17 protein-coding genes and 1 tRNA gene are annotated in these 18,870 nt (G+C 55.2%); 17 read left to right on the forward strand and 1 reads right to left on the reverse strand.

What is annotated here, in order from left to right:
- The 6 genes from FG166_RS01300 to FG166_RS01325 all read left to right on the forward strand — a co-directional run.
- A partial coding sequence (locus FG166_RS01300) for a hypothetical protein (protein ID WP_003683962.1) occupies positions 1 to 370 on the forward strand: 370 nt, incomplete at its 5' end.
- A gap of 29 nt (positions 371 to 399) precedes the next feature.
- The gene (locus FG166_RS01305) at positions 400 to 945 is read left to right on the forward strand and encodes an alpha/beta fold hydrolase (RefSeq protein ID WP_003683963.1); all 546 of its coding nucleotides are present in this window, start codon (positions 400 to 402) and stop codon (positions 943 to 945) included.
- A gap of 67 nt (positions 946 to 1,012) precedes the next feature.
- Complete coding sequence (locus FG166_RS01310; RefSeq protein WP_003683965.1) at positions 1,013 to 1,777, forward strand: NADPH-dependent oxidoreductase; 765 nt, start codon at positions 1,013 to 1,015, stop codon at positions 1,775 to 1,777.
- 32 nt (positions 1,778 to 1,809) lie between these two features.
- Positions 1,810 to 1,883: transfer RNA gene (locus FG166_RS01315), tRNA-Thr, on the forward strand.
- A 570-nt stretch (positions 1,884 to 2,453) separates the two neighbouring features.
- On the forward strand, positions 2,454 to 3,302 hold the full coding sequence (locus tag FG166_RS01320) for a MetQ/NlpA family ABC transporter substrate-binding protein (RefSeq protein ID WP_003683967.1): 849 nt from the start codon (positions 2,454 to 2,456) through the stop codon (positions 3,300 to 3,302).
- Positions 3,303 to 3,444: 142 nt separating this feature from the next.
- Positions 3,445 to 4,608, forward strand: a complete 1,164-nt coding sequence (locus tag FG166_RS01325; protein ID WP_003683968.1) for a cation:proton antiporter — start codon at positions 3,445 to 3,447, stop codon at positions 4,606 to 4,608.
- Positions 4,609 to 4,650: 42 nt separating this feature from the next.
- On the opposite strand, the gene helD is transcribed toward FG166_RS01325, so the two are convergent.
- The gene (gene helD, locus FG166_RS01330; protein ID WP_003683969.1) at positions 4,651 to 7,023 is read right to left on the reverse strand and encodes an RNA polymerase recycling motor HelD; all 2,373 of its coding nucleotides are present in this window, start codon (positions 7,021 to 7,023) and stop codon (positions 4,651 to 4,653) included.
- A 148-nt stretch (positions 7,024 to 7,171) separates the two neighbouring features.
- Between helD and FG166_RS01335 the strand changes: the two genes are divergently transcribed.
- The 11 genes from FG166_RS01335 to ispE all read left to right on the forward strand — a co-directional run bounded on the left by FG166_RS01335 (position 7,172) and on the right by ispE (position 18,794).
- Positions 7,172 to 8,110 carry a Ppx/GppA family phosphatase gene (locus tag FG166_RS01335; RefSeq protein WP_003683970.1) on the forward strand — a complete coding sequence of 313 codons (939 nt, stop codon included), beginning with the start codon at positions 7,172 to 7,174 and terminating at the stop codon, positions 8,108 to 8,110.
- Entirely contained in the window at positions 8,103 to 9,380 is a 1,278-nt protein-coding gene (locus tag FG166_RS01340) for a hydroxymethylglutaryl-CoA reductase, degradative (RefSeq protein WP_003683971.1), read from the forward strand. Before FG166_RS01335 ends, FG166_RS01340 begins: the two co-directional genes overlap by 8 nt.
- Complete coding sequence (locus FG166_RS01345; protein ID WP_003683972.1) at positions 9,361 to 10,344, forward strand: hypothetical protein; 984 nt, start codon at positions 9,361 to 9,363, stop codon at positions 10,342 to 10,344. The genes FG166_RS01340 and FG166_RS01345 overlap by 20 nt, the downstream gene beginning before the upstream one ends.
- Positions 10,345 to 10,346: 2 nt before the next feature.
- Positions 10,347 to 11,045: an NAD-dependent protein deacylase gene (locus FG166_RS01350; RefSeq protein ID WP_003683973.1), complete on the forward strand. Its 699-nt coding sequence runs from the start codon at positions 10,347 to 10,349 to the stop codon at positions 11,043 to 11,045.
- Between the two features lie 215 nt (positions 11,046 to 11,260).
- On the forward strand, positions 11,261 to 12,436 hold the full coding sequence (locus FG166_RS01355) for an MFS transporter (protein ID WP_003683974.1): 1,176 nt from the start codon (positions 11,261 to 11,263) through the stop codon (positions 12,434 to 12,436).
- A 55-nt stretch (positions 12,437 to 12,491) separates the two neighbouring features.
- On the forward strand, positions 12,492 to 13,334 hold the full coding sequence (locus FG166_RS01360) for a DUF72 domain-containing protein (RefSeq protein WP_003683975.1): 843 nt from the start codon (positions 12,492 to 12,494) through the stop codon (positions 13,332 to 13,334).
- A gap of 46 nt (positions 13,335 to 13,380) precedes the next feature.
- Complete coding sequence (metG, locus tag FG166_RS01365; protein WP_258409088.1) at positions 13,381 to 15,435, forward strand: methionine--tRNA ligase; 2,055 nt, start codon at positions 13,381 to 13,383, stop codon at positions 15,433 to 15,435.
- A gap of 3 nt (positions 15,436 to 15,438) precedes the next feature.
- Positions 15,439 to 16,227: a TatD family hydrolase gene (locus FG166_RS01370; protein WP_003683977.1), complete on the forward strand. Its 789-nt coding sequence runs from the start codon at positions 15,439 to 15,441 to the stop codon at positions 16,225 to 16,227.
- Positions 16,214 to 16,783 carry a ribonuclease M5 gene (gene rnmV, locus FG166_RS01375; RefSeq protein WP_003683978.1) on the forward strand — a complete coding sequence of 190 codons (570 nt, stop codon included), beginning with the start codon at positions 16,214 to 16,216 and terminating at the stop codon, positions 16,781 to 16,783. Before FG166_RS01370 ends, rnmV begins: the two co-directional genes overlap by 14 nt.
- Positions 16,776 to 17,663, forward strand: coding sequence for a 16S rRNA (adenine(1518)-N(6)/adenine(1519)-N(6))-dimethyltransferase RsmA (rsmA, locus tag FG166_RS01380; protein ID WP_003683979.1), 888 nt, complete (start codon positions 16,776 to 16,778; stop codon positions 17,661 to 17,663). The genes rnmV and rsmA overlap by 8 nt, the downstream gene beginning before the upstream one ends.
- 279 nt (positions 17,664 to 17,942) lie before the next feature.
- Complete coding sequence (gene ispE, locus FG166_RS01385; RefSeq protein ID WP_003683980.1) at positions 17,943 to 18,794, forward strand: 4-(cytidine 5'-diphospho)-2-C-methyl-D-erythritol kinase; 852 nt, start codon at positions 17,943 to 17,945, stop codon at positions 18,792 to 18,794.
- Positions 18,795 to 18,870: the final 76 nt, after the last annotated feature.

Consider the following 18,870-nt stretch of genomic DNA (forward strand, 5'->3'; position numbering starts at 1 on the left):
GGACCTGGCGGGATTGTCCTTTGTCGTCCTCGATGACATCGGGGCGTGGAAGGACGTAATTGGCAAAGAAATTGAAGATGCCCACTTCATGTGCCAAGACGAACGCGACGCCATGGACGAAATCACGCGCTACTCCAGCTTTCCGTACTTTACCACCAACGTAACGGCGGCCGACCCGTCCTATCACCCGGTGCCAGCCAACAACCGGGTGGAACGATCAATTAAGGGGCCCAAAGCGGAGCTGACGATTTACGTGACCGTCAAGCGGCAACGCCAAACCCAGGTGCAACCGTTAGTGGACCGCTTGAAAGCGGCCTGGGCAAAGCTACCGACCACCCCCACCACCGGGGGAACAAATGTGCTAAAATAGAGCAATTAAGCGATTGAGAAGGGGTCAAAATGGGAACTGTAATTATTTTACCGGAGCTGGGGCAGGCCACGGCGGCCTGGCAGGACTTAGTGGTGGGCCACCGCCAAAAGCAGGTGGTTGATTACGAACCGCTCTTAGAAGGGGCGCCGGAATTTGAAGAACTAAGTGCCCAAATAACGGCGCTGGTGCGCGCGGCCGAACAGCCGGTCACCTTGGTGGGCAACGGCTTTGGGGCATTGGTGGGTCTGCGGGTAGCCGCTAGCCAATCGGGGCGCATTGACCGCCTCTTGTTGGTGGCCCCCAACTACCACTTAACGGCCGACCTGACCGTCAGGGCGCTGCCATCGTTATTTACCCCCAAACCGGTCAAACAGCTCCTACGCTCCTTAAACGGGACCACCCTAGCCAAGTGGTTAACCACCGTCCAGTGCCGGGTGAGCGTGATCGCCAGCGACCGCGACCGGGTGGCCAGGGACCTCGACTTACGGTTAGTCGACAGCCACTTTGTTCCCGTTAGCTTGCGCAAGGGGCTCAGTGAAGAGACCCTGGCGGCGATTGAAGATGAGTTGGCCTAGGAAGCGCTTGCCAGGCGGGGAAAATTCCGTCATAATGAACAAAAAGTAAGCACGAGGAGGAATTGCCATGCTACACAATCCCGTTGTTGATCAAATTACCAACCACCGTTCGATCCGTAAGTTTAAGGATCAAACGTTGACCGCAGAGCAGCTACAAACCCTGTACGCCGCCGCTAGTCAAACCTCGACGTCGATGTTTATGCAACAGTTTTCGATCCTGCACGTGACCGACGAAAAGTTGCGTGAGGGTGTTCGGAACATCTCCGGCCAGCCGTACATTGGTGCTAACGGGGATCTGTTCGTCTTTGTCGTTGACCTTTACCGTAACCAACAGATCCGCCAGCAGCTGGGTAAGGACGATGGCCGCCTGCACACGACCGACATCTTCTTCCAAGCCGTTGAAGACACGGTGTTAGCCCTGCAAAACTTCCTGACCGCCGCCGAAAGCCTGGGGCTGGGGGGCGTCGTGCTCGGTTCAATCAAAGATGACCCGGCCGAACTGGTCAAGGTCTTGAACATGCCCAAGATGACCCTGCCGTTGTTGGGGTTGCAAGTGGGGGTTCCCGACCAAGAACCGCAATTAAAGCCGCGTTTGCCACAAAACCAAATTGCCTTTGAAAATCACTACCCAACCGACTTTAAGGTGGGGGATCTAAAGGACTACGACGAAGTGGTCACGACTTACTACGACTTGCGTGATGCCAACCGGCGGATCGATTCCTTTACCAAGCAAATTTCCGGAGCCAAGCTGGCCGTTCACGACACGACCAGGGATAAGCTAGCCGCCACCATCCAAGCCCAGGGAATGGCACTCGACTGGGGCAAAAACTAGCCGGCGCCCCGACTTTTTGGTATTCTAAAGGAGCCACCGTAGCTTAATAGGTAGAGCGTCATTCATGGTAAGGATGAAGGAGCTGGTTCAACCCCAGCGGGTGGCTTAGGGAAAGTGCGACTAACCTTTTCGACGGGCCGTTGGACTAAGCTAGGACGGGGGTTGGGGCGGAACGCACCGTTCTCCGGCCGTACTTAGGCACTAGGCCCGTGGTTGGGAGCACGTTATTAGAAGTGCGAATCAACCATTGGGCAGGACGTTTGAGTTGTTACAGAATGTAGCCGGGAGAAGGTAACGGTTCTCCTGGCTTTTTAATTACAAAAAGTAAGAAACAATGTTGACAATTGGGAGGGGTTCTCCTAAAATAATGAGTAATGAATGAGAAAATGCTGTGAATGGATGAGTAGTTTTTTAGGATGTCAAGAAGCGAGCCGGAGGTGGTGAAAGCCGGTGACAGTACAAAAGATGAAGATGGTCCAGGAGTGTTTTGATCGGTGAGCCCATGGTAAATTGATCACGGTTAACGTCCGCTATTGCGTTGCGCCCTCCCGGTTGGGGTGGCGCTTGAGGGTCCCAATGGGGCTGAAAACGGGTGGTAACACGGCTCAAGTAGTGCGTCCCGGAAAAGGCAGGTGCCTTTTCCGGGATTTTTTTGTTTTAAGGAGGAGAAAAGAGGATGCGCAAGTACCGGTGGTGGCTAGTAGCCATCTTGATTATTATTTTAGCGGCATTTGGTTTACACTTGGCCACTAGTAGTAAGGTCAGTCAACACACCGTAACGGTCGGGGCGATTGGACCGGACGTTCAGGTCTGGCAACACATCGCAAAGTCTAAGGCGGCTAAGAAAGCGGGTATTAAGATTAACGTTAAATCCTTTACCGATCCGATTGGCCTTAATAAGGCAACGGCTAGTGGTGAAATTGACGTGAATGCCTTTCAGTCTTGGTCGTACTTAGAGACATACAACAAGCAAAATAAAAAGGCTCAGTTAGCTGCATTGGGGACGACCTACTTAGAACCAATGGGAATTTATTCGAAACGATACAAGAAGGTTAGCGATTTACCAAACGGGGCAACAATTGCGATCGCCAATAATCCGGCTAACACCGCTCGTGGATTGCTCTTGTTACAAAGTGCTGGGTTGATCACCTTAAAAAAGGGCTTTGGCGTCACGTCTGGAACTAACGAGATTGCATCTAATCCACGCCATTTCAAGTTCGAAGAGATTGATGATACGACTGGACCACGGGTCTTAAACTCTGTCGATGCCGTATTGATCGGAAATACGATCGCCTTGACCGGTCACTTGAACGTCTTAACCGATTCGATTTACCACGAAAAAATCGATCAAACGACGAAGAATAACATTAATATTTTAGCAACCGCCAAGAAGAACGCTCACAACCAGACCTACCTGAAATTAGTTAAGCTTTACCACAATCAGCAAATTCAGGAATGGATCAAAAAGAAGTACCAAGGAACTAAGGTGGAAGTCAATAAACCCCTCTCGTACCTTGAAAAGTAGTAACCCTACTTTTCAACCAAGTTTGGTGACCCAAACAAGATTATCTGGTATGATGAATTATGCAACAAAAAAAGGCGCCCCTTCGCGTCTTTTTTGATCAAGGAAATTTTGGGTACGGTGGAGTCTGTCAGAAAGGTTTTGTATGTCTTTTATCATAACGCTCACGGGAATTTTATTCGTTACGCAACTGGTTTCCCACTTCTTTAACCGCTGGGGAATCCCAGACGTGATCGGCCAAATTTTAGTCGGGATCGTGGCGGGGCCGGCCGTTTTGGGTTGGATTCACCAGACCGCAATGATTGAGGAGTTCCAAGAGATCGGCGTGATCGTTCTAATGTTTATCGCCGGGTTGGAAAGCGACCTGTCACTGCTGAAAAAATACCTCAAACCGGCGATGGCCGTCGCGGTGGGGGGGATGGCCCTGCCGATCGCAGTCATGGGCCTAGCCTCGCAATTGTTTGGCCTCCAGTGGTTTGAGTCACTCTTTATCGGGGTGATTTTCTCGGCCACCTCGGTTTCGATTTCGGTGGCCGTCTTGCGCGAGTTTAACCAGATCGACAGCAAGGAGGGGGCGACGGTCCTCGGAGCGGCCGTGGCCGATGACATCGGTGGGGTTTTGATCCTGAGTGTCTTAATCTCCTTGATGAACGGTAAGGGTGGTGAATCGTCAACCAGCCTGCCGCTGATCATTATGATGCAAGCGATCTTCTTTGGCGGGACCTACCTGCTGGTCCGCTGGCTAGCCCCGTACCTGATGCACTTGAGCAAGCGCCTGTTGACGACGGCGGCCCCCGCCGTGATGGCAATGATCTTGTGCTTGGGGATGGCTTCGTTGGCCGACCTAGTTCACCTAAGCGGGGCAGTGGGGGCCTTTTTTGCCGGGATTGCCGTTGCTAACACCAAGGCCCGCCACGACATCGCCGAAGCCTTCGAGCCGCTTGGCTACGCCGTTTTCATCCCGGTTTTCTTCGTCAACGTGGGGCTGGTGATGCGCCTGAACCACTTCTTGGACTCACTGGTCTTCATCGTGGTAATGACGATTTTGGCCTGCCTGACCAAGTTGATTGGTTCCGGTGGTGGGGCCATGCTGATGGGCTTTGATCGCCAGTCTGGTTACGTGATTGGGAGCGGGATGATTGCCCGCGGGGAAATGGCTTTGATCACCGCCCAGATTGGGTACGAGGCCCACCTCCTGTCGTCTAAGTACTATTCCGACGTGATCACGGTGGTTGTGTTGGCGACTGTCTTGGCGCCCTTCATTTTAAAGCACGCCTTAAAGCGGCTGCACCACCCCGTAACTTATTAAAGCAAAAGAGCATTCCGACCTAGCTGGCTGGAATGCTCTTTTTTATCTTTGTGGTTCCGTGGGGGGGTCAATGGTTAAGTACTGGCTGGCCGCCCCGGTTAAAGCGGGCGTGACCGGCCCTAGCGTTAGCATCGTCAAGGCGTGCATCGCTCGGGTCGCCATCGTGTACAAGAGCCCGGTAGCTTGGTCGCCGAGGTGGGCGGCCGAGACGTTAGCGATCACCACGCCGTCGAATTCGAGCCCCTTAGCCAGGTAAATTGGCAAGATCAAGACCCCACTGGGGAGCTGGCTGTCTTCTTCGCTCAGGCGGTGCAGGTCAGTTACTTGGCCGTAGAGGTGGTGGTAAACCTGGCTGGCCTCTTCTTGATCCCTGGTCAAAACGGCGACGGTGGGAAATCGTTGCTGCATGGCTTGGACCGCCTTGATTAAGCCGGTTTGCCAGGCCGCTTGCCCGTAATGAACCTGAAGCTTGGCCGGGTCCCCGTGGCGGGCGAAGGCGGTGATTTCATCGCCGTCGGGCAACAGGGATTTGGCGAAGGTGGTGATTTCAAAGGTGGACCGGTAAGAGCGGCGTAGGGCAATTAAGCGGGGGTGCTTAGCCGCTAGGGCGTCGCCAACCCGGTTCAAGAGGGTTTCTGGTAACTCGAGCGGTTTGAAGAGGGCCTGCTCGGCGTCGCCAATTACGGTAAACTTAGCGTCCGGAAAGGCGTGCTTGAGGTAGATCAAGGTCGCCAGCGAGTAGTCTTGCATCTCGTCAATGAAGACGTATTGGAAACTGCGGTTTTGCCCCCCACCGGTCAAAAGGTCGCGCAGGTATAAGAAGGGAGCGGTGTGGACTAGCTTGATCCGGTGAAATTCAACGCCGTGACTAAAGTCGGTGGCCAGTTGCTGTTGCACTGCTTCCGTGATGGGGCCGGTCAGGGGCAAGTGAAGCAGGAACTGGCGGTAGAGGGCGTGAAAGTCCAAAAAGTAGTTGTTGTAAATGGCGTCGGCGACCACCCGGAGCCGTTTTTTCGCCCAGCGGCGGGCTAGGTAGGCGGCTTGGGCCTGTTCATCCGCAAAGTCATCGATCGTCTTTTGGCCGTAGAGGGCGTGAAGCTCTTGGTTGGACAGGGTGTCGAGCTCTTTGGCTACCCAGTCGCGCTTGGCTTCGGTGGTAGCTAGGTGCTGAAGGCGGCGGAGCAGGGCGTTTTTGACCTTAACTAGCCGGTCGGCCACCGTCATTTTAGCGACCTGGTGGTGATAGATGCTGGCGATCGCTTCTTTGGTAAACAGGGTGCGCCCTTCAAAGGTCAGGTCGGCGAACTGGAGGGGGGCTTGGCTGTTGGCCAGTTGGTCGACGTAGTCCTTGACGGCGGCCATGCTAGCGGCGCCCTCCAACCAATCCGCTACCGGGTGGGGGGCATTGGATTGCTGGCGGGTTTCGTAGCGGTCAAAGAGTGATTCAACTTGTAGCCCTTCAAAGCGGCGGGCTAAGAAGTTAGGCAGGGTTACCTGGCGCATGTTACGTTCACCAAGCGAGGGCAGGACCGAAGCGATGTAGTGGGAGAACAAGAGGTTAGGTGAGAAGAGGACGATTTGGTCGGCGTTCAGCGATTCACGGGCGTGGTAGAGCAGGTAAGCAATCCGCTGGAGGATCGCCGAGGTCTTCCCGGAGCCGGCCACCCCTTGGACCACCATCAAATCGGCGGTGGTGTTTCGAATGATGTCGTTTTGTTCCTTTTGGATCGTGGCGACGATGTTTTGCATCGCCTGATCGTTTTGCCGCCCCAGGGCCGCTTGCAGCATGGCGTCGCCGACCGTTTCATTGGTGTCAAACATGTTTTCAATCTGGCCGTCATGGATGGTGAACTGGCGCTTTTTAACCAGGGTCGTCCGTTGGGTGCCGGCCGGGGTTTGGTAAGTTACCGGGCCCAGGGTGCCATTGTAATACACCCCGGCAATCGGTGCGCGCCAATCGTAAATCAAAAAGTCGGTCCGGTCCTCATTCATTAAAGAGGCCGTGCCAATGTACAGGGACTCGGCTTCTGCTTGCCCCGGGTCTTGAATGTCGATGCGGCCAAAGTAGGGTTGGGCCCGCAACCGTTTTAGGGTGTCCAGTTGGTGAGCCAGGATGGTTTCGTTTTCGCTGGCCCGGGCCACCAGTTGGCGCTGTTGTTCGATTTCGGACCGTGATTCGGCAATGTCGTCGATTTCGTAGCGGTTAATTGAGGCGTTTTCGCTGTAGTTTTGCTCCACCGCCCGGGTTTCTTGGTGGGCGGCCGCTAGCGCTTGTTTGGCCCCTTCAATTTGGCGGTCGATTTCCTTGATTACCGTATCCACCCGCGCTTGTTCTCGTTGTTGTTCCGTTAGTTCAGTCACCAAATGACCCCCCAAATAAAAAATTGTCAATCCATTGTAGCACTCGGTACCCATCAATTAACAGAAATCTGCTAGTTAACTTTGGCCGGGTGAGAATTTAATTTGTGGGGGATTATCCGTGTTGCCCCCGGTTGAAAAATGGTAACATAAGAGGGATAAACATTACGAAAAAAACAAAAATTGAAAAGGGGGGTGATGAGTCGTGGAAAACCTGGCGATTGTTGACCTGGGCTCTAATTCCGTCCGCATGGCAATCACGGAAATTGCCGACAACGGGGACTTTCGGGAGATCAAGCGGGTCAAGGAAAACACCCGCTTGTCCGAGGGAATGGGAACAGAGAAGATCCTCCAACCGCAAGCAATTGAACACACGATTGCGGCCTTAAAACGGTTCAAGCGACTTTATCAGGGTTTGCCCAACCTGCAGGTGCGGGCGATCACCACGGCGGCCGTCCGCCAAGCAAAAAACCGCCGCGAGTTTTTGGACCGGGTCAAAAAAGAGACCGGCCTGGAATTTCAGGTGCTGTCCGGGCGCAAGGAGGCCTACTACGACTACCTAGGGGTGGTGCGCACTTTAAAACTGAGCCACTGCCTGATTTTAGACGTGGGCGGTGCCAGTAGCGAGTTGATCCTCGTTCAACACAAGAAGGCCCGCGACCTAATCTCGCTGCCGTTTGGGGCGGTTAACCTGTCGGAACAGTACCACCTGGGCGGCTTCGTACGAGCCGACGACCTCTTCCGTGCCCAGTCAATGGTCATGGAGCGCTTCAACAAGATCCCGTGGTTGCGCTACGCCACCCGGGTACCGATCGTCTTGTTGGGCGGGGCCAACCGGACCCTAGCCCGGATGACCTACGCCCACCGGCGCCAGCACGGGAATTCCTTTCACGGCTACCGGCTGTCGTCCAAGGTGGTGTACGGTACCTACCGGGAGCTATTGAACCGTAACCTAGCCCAACGCAAGAAGATGCCGGGACTAGAGGCCGACCGCGCCGACATCATCATTGGGGGGATGTTACCCCTGGTGTGCTTGTTGCAACGTAATAGCGACGGGCGGGTAATTTTCTCGGAATCCGGCGTGCGGGAAGGGATCATTACCGAGTACATTCAAAAACGGCAGAAGGGGGAGCAAAATGGCTAAGGACTGGACCCACGGTTTTTACAAGCGGAGTGCGCAGGAACGGCGTAGCTTGGTTAAACAAGCGAGCGCCCTTAGTGATCAGCAAGCCCAAACCCTAGCCAACCAAGCCACCCAGCTCGGCGATCAACTGGTGGAAAACTACCTAACCGACTACCACCTGCCCGAGGGCCTCTTGGTCGGGTTAGTGGTCAACGGCCAAGACTACATCCTGCCAATGGTCACCGAGGAGCCATCGGTGATTGCCGCCGCTAGCAACGGTAGCCAGCGGGTTGCCAAGAGCGGCGGCTTTGTAGCCACGGCAGGGCCCCGGGCGCTGGTGGGGCAAGTCGTCTTGTGTGACGTGGTAGACTTTGGCGCCACCAAGGACTGGCTGCTGGACCACCAGGAACCAATCCTGGCGGTGGCCAATGACGCCCACCCGTCGATGCAAAAACGGGGCGCCGGAGCCAAAGGGATCCGGGTACGGATTGAACCACCCTTTGTTAGCCTCGACCTCTTGATCGACGTCTCCGAGGCGATGGGGGCCAATTCGGTCAACACGATGGCCGAAGCGGTTGGCGCCTGGCTAAAGGAGCAGGGCTACCAGGTCCTCACCGCCATCTTAAGCAACCTAGCCACCGACAGCTTACAGACGGTGACCTGTCAAATCGATCCGGCCCACCTGGCCACGAGCGAAATGGACGGGGTGACGGTGGCCAAGCGGATTGCCTTGATGAGTGACCTGGCCCAGGTGGACGTTTACCGGGCCACCACCCACAACAAGGGGATCATGAACGGGATCGACGCCCTGGTCCTCGCTAGCGGTAACGACTGGCGGGCAATCGAAGCCGGCGCCCATGCTTACGCCGCCAAAGACGGCCACTACCGGGGGCTGGCGACCTGGCAATTTAAGGACGGCCGCCTGGTCGGGGAGCTAACCCTGCCAATGCCGATTGGCGTGGTTGGCGGTTCGATCAAGCTGACTCCCCAATCCCAGGTCAATTACCAAATATCGCAAATTAAGAGTGCCAAGGAACTGGCGGGTGTAATCGTTGCCGGGGGCTTGGCCCAAAACTTAGCGGCCTTGCGGGCCCTGGCCACCACCGGTATCCAAGCGGGGCACATGAAACTCCAGTACCGCTCCCTAGCACTTAGCGTGGGAGCGACAACCGCCGAGGCGCCCGTCCTCGCTAAGCAGTTAGCGGCGGCGGGACACGCTGATCGGCAGGTAGCTAGCGAACTGCTGGCCCAACTCAGAAAGGAAGCACACGATGGCAGAAGAGAAGATTGAACTATCAGCACCAGTTAAGGAATTGTTGGACGAAGTCGATGCCTTGTACCCCTTAGGGATGGTCCACGTTGACTTCACTGGTGACAAGAGTGGCTTTGTTCGCCACGACCAGGCCAACCTAAAGCAGGTACCGGGGATGATGGTGGTCCAAGTCAGCGACCTGACGGAGCCCAACTACACGGCTTCCCACGAGCTCTTGCACCTTTACTACACCCTCAAGCAATACCCGCAGGTGCTCTTCAACCTAACTTGGGGTGACGAGGATTTAGACGATCAGTCGCGGATGTTTGCCACCGGCCTGTACGACGCGGTGATGCACCGCTTGATCGTGGCCGAACAACGCAAGCGCGGCCTGATTAACGACCAAATTGAACAAGAGTACTTAATGGGGTTAAAGGACGCCCTGCCAAAGGAGGACGCCGACCCGCTAGCTAGTGCGGACCAGAAGATGAACACCCTGGTGCGGGTGATTAACCTCTTTGACGCCCTGACCTTTTACGGCGAGCACCTGGCTGCGGTTGAAAAAGAGTTGGTCGCCAACTACCCCTACGCCCTTTCCGTGGCGAAGGAGTGGCAAGCTAAGCTCTTCAACCGGCCAATGGAAACGCCGTGGGAAACCCGGCGCACGATCGTTAACCTCTTTAAGCTGGTTGACGAACAGATGCGTAGTTGGGGGCTGCCGGTCTTAAACAACCAGCGTTACACGACCGTGACCCCGGTCTTGTCCGAGCGTCAATTACGGCTGGAAGTTAAGCAGGTCTTTGAAATTTACCGCTCCGACATGCAGTTAAAGGGTAACCAGGGGGATGCCTACGCCGGCTTACGGCGCGGCGACGGGCAAAACTCCTTTGTCATCCCGATGCCGGAGAAAAACAGCCCGGCCGAATTCGTCAAGCTCTACGCTGAACCCGTACAAGAATTTTTGGAGAAACGCGGCTTTCCGTACACCGTTCGGGAGGGATAACCATGCTAGAACAACAAGCCTTGTTTGATCAGGCCCACCAGATCGTCTTTTTGACCGGGGCGGGGGTTTCGACCGCCTCGGGGATTCCCGACTTTCGCTCGGCCAACGGGCTGTACAAACAAAACCAAAACGCAGAGTACTTCTTGAGCCACCGCTATTTTCAAAGCGATCCGGAAGGGTTTTACCAGTTTTGCAAGGATAACCTTTACTTCCCGGACGCCAAGCCGAACGTGATTCACGAAAAGCAGGCTGCCTACACCAAGCTCGATAAGGCAACGGTGATCACCCAAAACATCGATAACCTGTACGAGCTGGCCGGGACCAAGCGCTTAGTCGACTTTCACGGCAACCTATTTGACGTCTACTGCGAAAAATGTGGCGCCCACGTGCCAGTTGAAGAGTACCTAACTAGTCGCCTGCACAAGCTTGACCAAGGGCCGCTGCGCCCTAACATCGTCTTGTATGACGAGGGAATTTCCCAGGTGGCGATAAACCAGTCCTTAGCCGCCATGCAAGCGGCCGACCTGATTGTGGTGGTGGGGACCTCGATGAAGGTTTACCCCTTTGCTAGCTTGTTGGAATACGCCAAGCCGGGGGTTAAGATCCTGGCCGTTAACCAAGAGCCGCTGGAGTTGCCGGGCAACTTTGAAATGGTGGTGGCTGACGCCACGGACTTCTTTGGGCAGCTGGAGGTTCGGTAAAGAGTAAGTGCGACCCAATCTATCAAACAGGCCGTATGACTAAGCTAGGGCAAAGGTTGGTGCCTTGGCGCCGTTCTTTGCCCGTACTTAGGCACTAGGCGGGTTGTCGACGACGCTTTTTATGTAACACTTAAAAATCCAAAAGAGGCTAGGAAATTTTCCCAGCCCCTTTTTCGTCTAAATTGAGATTCAGAAAATTAATTGCGGAGGTTTAAATGACTAGAGTGGTGAAGCGCACCATCAATATCATGTTGGTGTGCCAATTTTTGATTTGTTTGGGGATGAGCCTGATTTTCCCGGTGGAGCCGGCGATCAAACAGGCTTACCACCTATCGGCCTTTGACATGGGGGTGATGGCCGCCCTCTTTGCCCTAGTCCAATTCGTGGCCTCACCGGTGGTCGGTCGGGTTTCGGATAAGTGGGGGCGCAAGCAGATGCTGGTTTGGGGCTTAGGCATCTTTGCCGGTGCCGAGTTCTTGTTTGCGGCCTGTAACTCGCTGGCCGCCTTTAATACCTCACGGGCGATTGACGGGTTGGCGGCGGCGATGTTTGTTCCAACCTCGATGGCCCTAGCCGCCGACATCACCACCCCGGCGCAGCGGGCTAAGGTGATCGGCTGGCTGTCGGCCTCTTTTTCCGGCGGGCTGATCTTGGGCCCCGGGATTGGTGGAATTTTGGCCGCCGACAACTTCAAGTTACCCTTCTGGGTGGCCGGAGTGTTAGGGGTTATTTCGACGATCGTGGCCGCCATTTGGTTGCCTAGCGATGAAAAGGTGGGGGTTACCCACCACGAAGAACACCGCCAGGAGAAGTCGACGATGACGGCGTTAAAGGAGATTTGGTCGCCAACCGTGAGCCTGCTCTTCTTGATGATTTTAGTGGCCGCCTTCGGGTTGGCCGGGTTTGAGGCGATTTACTCGCTGTACGTCAACCAGGTGCACGGCTTTGACCTGGGCCAAATCGCCTTGGTCTTGACCTTAAACGGAATCATTTCCTTGGTCCTGCAGGTCTTTTGCTTTGAAGCGATGGTTAAGTGGCTTGGGGAGTTGCGCTTGGTTCGCTGGGCCTACTTGCTAGCGGCGGTCGGGACGGTCTTTGTCATTTACGACGGCATCGCTTGGCAAATTACCTTAGCGACCCTGGTCGTCTTTGAAGCCTTTGACCTCTTACGCCCGGCGATTACCACCCTGTTGACCGACCTGGGGGAAGACAACCAGGGCTTGATTAACGGGATGAACATGTCCTTAACTAGCGTCGGTAACGTGATTGGGCCGCTAATGGCCGGGGCCTTGTTGGATCGCAACTACCTGTACCCTTACTGGGTGGTAATTGCCTTTCTGTTAGTGGCCTGGGTGTTGACCTTCGCCGTCCGGCGCCGCTTTAGGGCCTAGGCGCTTGCAAACGAAGCTGGATTGGCGCAAGATACACTAAAAGGAGGGGATTGAAATGAAGGTCACCGTTGGCTTGACGACCTGGAGCGAACACCCCAGTTTGATTAACAACGCCCGCAAGAAAACGACCTTAAAGGAGTACGGCCAACACTTTCCGGTGGTCGAGGTTGATACCTTCTTTTACGCCCTGCCCCAGCTCATGACGGTGCAAAAGTGGCTAACCGACGTGGCCCCGGGCTTTCAGTTTATCGTTAAGGCCCACCAGGTGATGACCGGACACCAGGAAGCCGTTGGCGGCCCCCAGGCCGTCTTCACCCAGTTCAAACAGGTCGTGGCGCCGTTAGTTAGCACCGGTCAGCTTAAAACGGTCCTCTTCCAGTTTCCACCCTACTTTGACGCCCGGACCGAACACATCGAGTACCTACGCACGGTGCGGGAACTGATGGGGAACCTGCCGGTCGCCGTCGAGTTGCGTAACCTTTCCTGGTACCAATCGGGAGTGGGCGATGCACTGGTCAATTATTGCCGTGACCTAAAGCTGACCCTGGTGGCCGCCGATGAACCCCACCAAACCCAGGGCGGAATTCCCTTTTTCTTGACTACTACGACGCCGCACCTAACCCTGATCCGCCTGCACGGGCGCAACCAAGCCGGCTGGCAGGCCGGGGGCAAGGACTGGCGGGGCAAGCGGACCCTGTACCGATACTCGGCGAGCGAACTAACCGACCTGGCCCAAGCAATTCAAGAACAACAGCCGCAACCAAAAGAAACTTGCGTCATCTTTAACAACAACTCGGGGGGCGATGCGGCCGACAACGCCGTCGCCCTCAGCCGGCAAATGGATTTACACTTTACGGGCCTGACCAAACAGGACCCGACCCAACTAGAACTCTTTTGAAGTCACGCGGTTTTGCGCCAGTTTGGTTCGAAATCGGCGTGGCTTTTTGCTATACTGGAAGTTAACGAAAAAACGATTATCGGAAAAGAGGTCCCGCTGTATGGCTGAACAACCAACCTACTACATCACAACACCAATCTATTACCCATCCGGACGACTTCACATCGGTAACTCCTACACGACGGTTGCCTGTGACGCCGAGGCCCGCTTCAAGCGGCTCAGTGGTTTTGACGTGTTCTTTTTAACCGGGACGGACGAACACGGGCTAAAGATTGAACAAAAGGCCGAAAAATTAGGTAAGGATCCGCAAACCTACGTCGATGAAATGGCGGCTGGTATCAAGGAACTGTGGCAAAAACTGGAAATCACCAACGACAAGTTTATCCGTACCACCGATGGCTACCACGAAGCCGCCGTTCAAAAGATCTTCCAACAACTCCTCGACCAAGGAGATATCTACAAGGGCGAATACGTGGGCTGGTACTCGGTCGATGACGAAGAGTACTTCACCGAAAGCCAACTCAAGGAAGTCTTCAAGGACGAAAACGGCCAGGTAACCGGTGGGATTGCCCCGTCTGGCCACGAAGTTCAACTGGTGAAAGAAGAGTCCTACTTCTTTAAGATGAGCAAGTACGCCGATTGGCTGATGGACTACTATAAGGCCCACCCCGACTTCATCCAGCCAGAATCGCGGATGAACGAAATGGTTAAGAACTTCTTGGAACCAGGCTTAGAGGACCTGGCCGTAACCCGGACCTCCTTTAACTGGGGGGTCAAGGTGCCAAACGACCCGAAGCACGTGGTCTACGTGTGGATCGACGCCTTATCCAACTATATTACCGCCCTGGGCTACGGCAGCGACGACGACAGCCTCTTTAAGAAGTACTGGCCAGCCGACGTTCACATGGTTGGTAAAGAGATTATCCGGTTCCACACCATTTACTGGCCAATCATGCTCCACGCCCTGGGCTTGCCACTGCCTAAGCACGTCATCGGCCACGGCTGGTTGACGATGAAGGACGGCAAGATGTCCAAGTCCAAGGGGAACGTGGTTTACCCAGAAACCCTGATTGACCGTTACGGCTTAGACGCCACCCGTTACTACCTGTTACGGGCGATGCCGTTTGGAAATGACGGGGTCTTCTCACCGGAAGACTTCGTCGAAAAGGTTAACTACGACCTGGCTAACGACCTGGGGAACCTCTTGAACCGGACCGTGGCGATGGTCAACAAGTACCAAGCCGGCAAGTTGGTGGGTCAACCAGGGGCCACGACCGACTTTGATGCTGACTTAGAGCAAGTGGCCCAAGACGCCCTGGTGGAATACCGGGAATTGATGGATCAGACCCGCTTTGCCGACGCCCTGTCCGCCATCTGGAAGTTGATCGCCCGGGCCAACAAGTACATTGACGAAACCGAACCGTGGGTCTTGGCCAAGGATGAACAACAAGCACCCGTCTTAAGCGATGTTTTGACCCACCTGGCCAAGTCATTGCGGATGGTAGCGGCCATGCTGCAACCAATCATGCCAACGGCACCCAAGGAAATCCTGGGCCAACTGGGCCTAGCCAAGGAAGCCATTTCCATCTCTGACCTCTCCTTTAACGACTTCCCGGCCGAAGTAGTGGTGGTTGAAAAGGGAACGCCGATCTTCCCACGGCGCGACATCCAAGAAGAAGTCGACTTCATTAAGTCCCAAATGAGCGCCAACGAAAAGCAAAAGGGGCGCAAGGCCATGGAAGCGGCCAAGACTACTAGCGTTGACCCGGTCAAAGCCGAAATCCAGTTTGACGACTTTGACAAGGTGGACCTCCGGGTCGGCTTGATTAAGGAAGCCGGCAAGGTGAAGGGCGCTGATAAGTTGCTGAAGTTCACCCTCGACGACGGCATGGGCGGGCGCCAAATCCTGTCCGGGATCGCTAAGTGGTACCCAGTACCGGAAGAACTGGTGGGTAAGAAGGTCGTCTTCGTGGCCAACCTGGCTCCCCGCAAGCTCCGTGGTGAAATTAGCCAGGGGATGCTCTTATCCTCTGAATTAAACGGCCAGGTACAACTAGTGTTAGTTCCAGATAGCCTGGAAGTTGGCTCAACGGTCTGCTAAGCAATGACGATTAAGATTTACGATTCGCACACCCACTTAAACGATGAGGCCTTTTACGGTGACGTAGGGGCCTTTTTGGCCCGGGCTAAACATTACGGGGTTACCGAGCTGAACATGATTGGCTCCAACCGGCTGTTAAACGACCGCGCCCTTAAGCTAGCTAGCACCTACCCGGGCTTGCACGCCGTAATTGGCTTTCACCCCGAGGACCTAGCGGAAGTAACCCCGACCGATTGGGAGGGGCTAAAAAAGGCGTTGCGACGTCCCGAGGTTGTGGGGGTGGGCGAAGTCGGCTTAGACTTTGTCAACGGAATCGCCGACCACCGGGCCCAAGAAGCCGCCCTAGTTGAACAAATTGACCTGGCTAACCAGCTAAGCTTACCGGTGGTGATCCACTGCCGCGAGGCCCTGGCCGAAACATACCGGGTCCTAGTGGAGCACCCGGTTAAAGCGGGGGGCGTGATGCACTCCTTTAGCGGTGACGCAGCGTGGGCGGAAAAGTTCCTTGACCTGGACTTTGACCTCTCCTACAGCGGGGTGGTCTCCTTTACCAAGGCAACGGAAGTTCACGAAGCCGCCAAGGTAACCCCTTTGGAGCGGATGATGGTAGAAACGGACGCACCCTACCTGACCCCGGTTCCGTACCGGGGGAAGCAAAACGAGCCCGCCTTCACCTACTTTGTGGTCGAAGCGCTGGCCAAACTCTTGCAACGCTCCGTAGAAGAGGTGGCCTCAGCGACGTTGCAGACCGCGACAAACCGGTTTTTGAAAGGACATAATGGACAAGATTAAAGAAGTAATTGTGGTGGAGGGTAAAGACGACACCAAGCAGGTGCAACGAGCCGTGTTGGCCGACACCTTTGAAACGAACGGCTCCGCCCTGTCAAAAAAGGCGCTTGAACAAATAAAAAAACTCCAGCAAAGCCGGGGGGTGATCGTCTTCACCGATCCCGATTTTAACGGCGAACGGCTCCGTAAGCTGATCGACCAAAACGTTCCCGGCGTCAAACACGCCTTCATCCGGCGCGACCAGGGGGTGCCAACCGAGGCCCACGGGAGCCTGGGGGTTGAACACGCAAGCTCGGCGACCATCTTGGCGGCCCTGCAAAACGTCTACACCACCACTCCCGTTTTAACCCCCACCTTTAGCAACCAGGACCTCATTAAGGCGGGCTTGGCGGGGAGTCCGGTGGCCAAGAGGCGCCGGGAGCGCCTAGGTGAATTGCTGGGGATTGGCTATGGCAACGCTAAGCAACTATTGAAGCGCCTCGACCTCTTTGCCATTGACCGGCCGACCTTTGAACGGGCGGTTGCACAACTTGATCAGGAAGGGAAAACGCATGAGTAAGCAAATCGGGAGTCCCTCGCGGACCCGCGCCATTATGAACCAGTACGGTATCCACGCTAAGAAGGGCTTTGGCCAGAACTTTTTGACCAACCCCGACGTCTTGAGTGGAATCGTGCGGGCGGCTGGTATTACCAAAGACGATAACGTAATCGAGATCGGGCCCGGAATCGGGGCCCTGACCGAAAAGCTGGCCCAAGCGGCCGGCGAAGTGGTTGCCTTAGAAATCGACGAAAGCCTCCTGCCGGTGTTAGACGACGTGTTAGCCCCCTACGGCAACGTAACGGTTTTAAACCAAGACGTTTTGAAGGCCAACCTAGCCGACCTGGTTCAGACGGCCTTTAAGGACCCGACCAAGCCAGTCAAGGTGGTCGCTAACCTACCGTATTACATCACCAGCCCGATTCTGTTTGCCCTCTTAGCCAGCCAAGTGGAGTGGGCGGCGGTTTGCGTGATGATGCAAAAAGAGGTCGCCGATCGCCTGGTGGCCAAGCCGGGAACTAAGGACTACGGCGCCCTGACCTTGGCGATCGACTACCGGATGGACGTCAAAGTCGCCTTTAACGTCTCACGCAAGTCCTTTGTACCAGCCCCCAACGTTGACTCGGCGATTGTCGTTTTGACGCAAAAGAGTGCGGCCCTGCCGGTGTCCCCCTTTAACGAGGACCGCCTCTTTGGCCTGATTCGGGGCTGCTTTGCCCACCGCCGCAAGAGCTTGTGGAACAACCTTAAGACGATCGTCGGCAAGGACGAGGACCGCCTAGGGAAGGTAAAAGAAGTCCTGGACCGGTTGGAAATCGATTCCCAAACCCGGCCGGAACGCTTGAGCCTGGTGGACTTCATCAACTTAGCGAACGCCATGCACGAAAAGGAATTGCTATAAAAGTGGGGAAGAGTTTCCCTGACAATTGCAAGCATCGCGAACTTAGGTGGTAGCTTGCTGTCTAATGTTCGAATGTATAGTAAGAGGCCGGAGAAAACACGTTTTCCCCGGCCTCTTTTTGCCGTCACTAACCGCGGGGATGACGGATGACAGAGTACCGCAGGCGGCGCTCACCCTTGCCCCGAGCGAATGACTTGGCGGCTTTCCTCATACCTTTTGCGTCAATTAGCGAGAATTAGTATAATTAAGGGCAAACTGAGTCGAAAGGGGGACTGTGGAATGATCGTGACGGAAAAGGCACCGGCCAAGATTAACTTGGCCCTCGATACGCCCATGCGCTACCTTGACGGCCTGCCCCGCTGGAACATGGTGATGAACGCCGTTGACCTGGCTGATTACGTCACCGTGGAGATTCACCACCGACCACAGACGATCAAGGTTTACACCAACAGCGGTTTTTTACCCAATGACCAACGCAACCTAGCCTACCAAGCCGCCCACATCCTAAAGACCCGCTTTCACCAGACTGATGGGGTTACCATCCGAATCAAAAAGAAGATTCCGGTGGCGGCCGGCCTCGGTGGCGGGTCTTCGGACGCGGCGGCCGTCTTGCGGGCCCTCAATAAGGCCTGGCGCCTTGGTTTATCGTTAGACGAGTTGGCGCGCTTATCCTTATCAATCGATTCCGACGTGCCATTTTGCGTGTACTCCCAAACGGCCCACGTGACCGGCCACGGGGAGATCGTGGAACCCCTGCCGGCCTTTCCCCACTACTGGGTGGTGATTGCCAAACCCAAGCTATCAGTCTCGACCCCGGTTATCTTACGCCAGATTAATTACGAGCGTTTGGTCCACCCGCAAACGGACCAGCTGGTGGAAGCCATCAAGGAAGGAAAGTTTCAGGAGAGCTTTCAGTACATGGGTAACGCCCTAGAGGCGGTGACCATGGAGGCCCACCCCGAAATCGCCCGTTTAAAGGAACGGATGCAAAAATTAGGGGCCGACGTGGCACAGATGAGCGGGACTGGTCCCAGTGTCTTCGCCTTGTGCCACGCCGAATCACGGGCCAAGCGCATTTATAACAGCCTGCGTGGCTTTTGCCCGGAGGTCTACCAAGTCGTCTTGTTATAACTGAACTGCCAAACCCTGGGCGCTACGTGAAAAACTGCCCGGGGTTTCCACGTGTTAGGCAAAGAGTTTAACTTTT

The organism is Limosilactobacillus fermentum (genome assembly GCF_013394085.1).
Classification (GTDB): domain Bacteria; phylum Bacillota; class Bacilli; order Lactobacillales; family Lactobacillaceae; genus Limosilactobacillus; species Limosilactobacillus fermentum.

Coding starts and splice junctions, on each gene's coding strand:
- FG166_RS01325 (WP_003683968.1), top strand. CDS start 3,445: ATGTCTTTTATCATAACGCTCACGGGAATTTTATTCGTTACGCAACTG.
- FG166_RS01345 (WP_003683972.1), top strand. CDS start 9,361: ATGGCAGAAGAGAAGATTGAACTATCAGCACCAGTTAAGGAATTGTTG.
- ispE (WP_003683980.1), top strand. CDS start 17,943: ATGATCGTGACGGAAAAGGCACCGGCCAAGATTAACTTGGCCCTCGAT.
- FG166_RS01310 (WP_003683965.1), top strand. CDS start 1,013: ATGCTACACAATCCCGTTGTTGATCAAATTACCAACCACCGTTCGATC.
- FG166_RS01320 (WP_003683967.1), top strand. CDS start 2,454: ATGCGCAAGTACCGGTGGTGGCTAGTAGCCATCTTGATTATTATTTTA.
- rsmA (WP_003683979.1), top strand. CDS start 16,776: ATGAGTAAGCAAATCGGGAGTCCCTCGCGGACCCGCGCCATTATGAAC.
- FG166_RS01370 (WP_003683977.1), top strand. CDS start 15,439: ATGACGATTAAGATTTACGATTCGCACACCCACTTAAACGATGAGGCC.
- FG166_RS01305 (WP_003683963.1), top strand. CDS start 400: ATGGGAACTGTAATTATTTTACCGGAGCTGGGGCAGGCCACGGCGGCC.
- FG166_RS01355 (WP_003683974.1), top strand. CDS start 11,261: ATGACTAGAGTGGTGAAGCGCACCATCAATATCATGTTGGTGTGCCAA.
- helD (WP_003683969.1), bottom strand. CDS start 7,023: ATGGGTACCGAGTGCTACAATGGATTGACAATTTTTTATTTGGGGGGT.
- FG166_RS01350 (WP_003683973.1), top strand. CDS start 10,347: ATGCTAGAACAACAAGCCTTGTTTGATCAGGCCCACCAGATCGTCTTT.
- rnmV (WP_003683978.1), top strand. CDS start 16,214: ATGGACAAGATTAAAGAAGTAATTGTGGTGGAGGGTAAAGACGACACC.
- FG166_RS01340 (WP_003683971.1), top strand. CDS start 8,103: ATGGCTAAGGACTGGACCCACGGTTTTTACAAGCGGAGTGCGCAGGAA.
- FG166_RS01360 (WP_003683975.1), top strand. CDS start 12,492: ATGAAGGTCACCGTTGGCTTGACGACCTGGAGCGAACACCCCAGTTTG.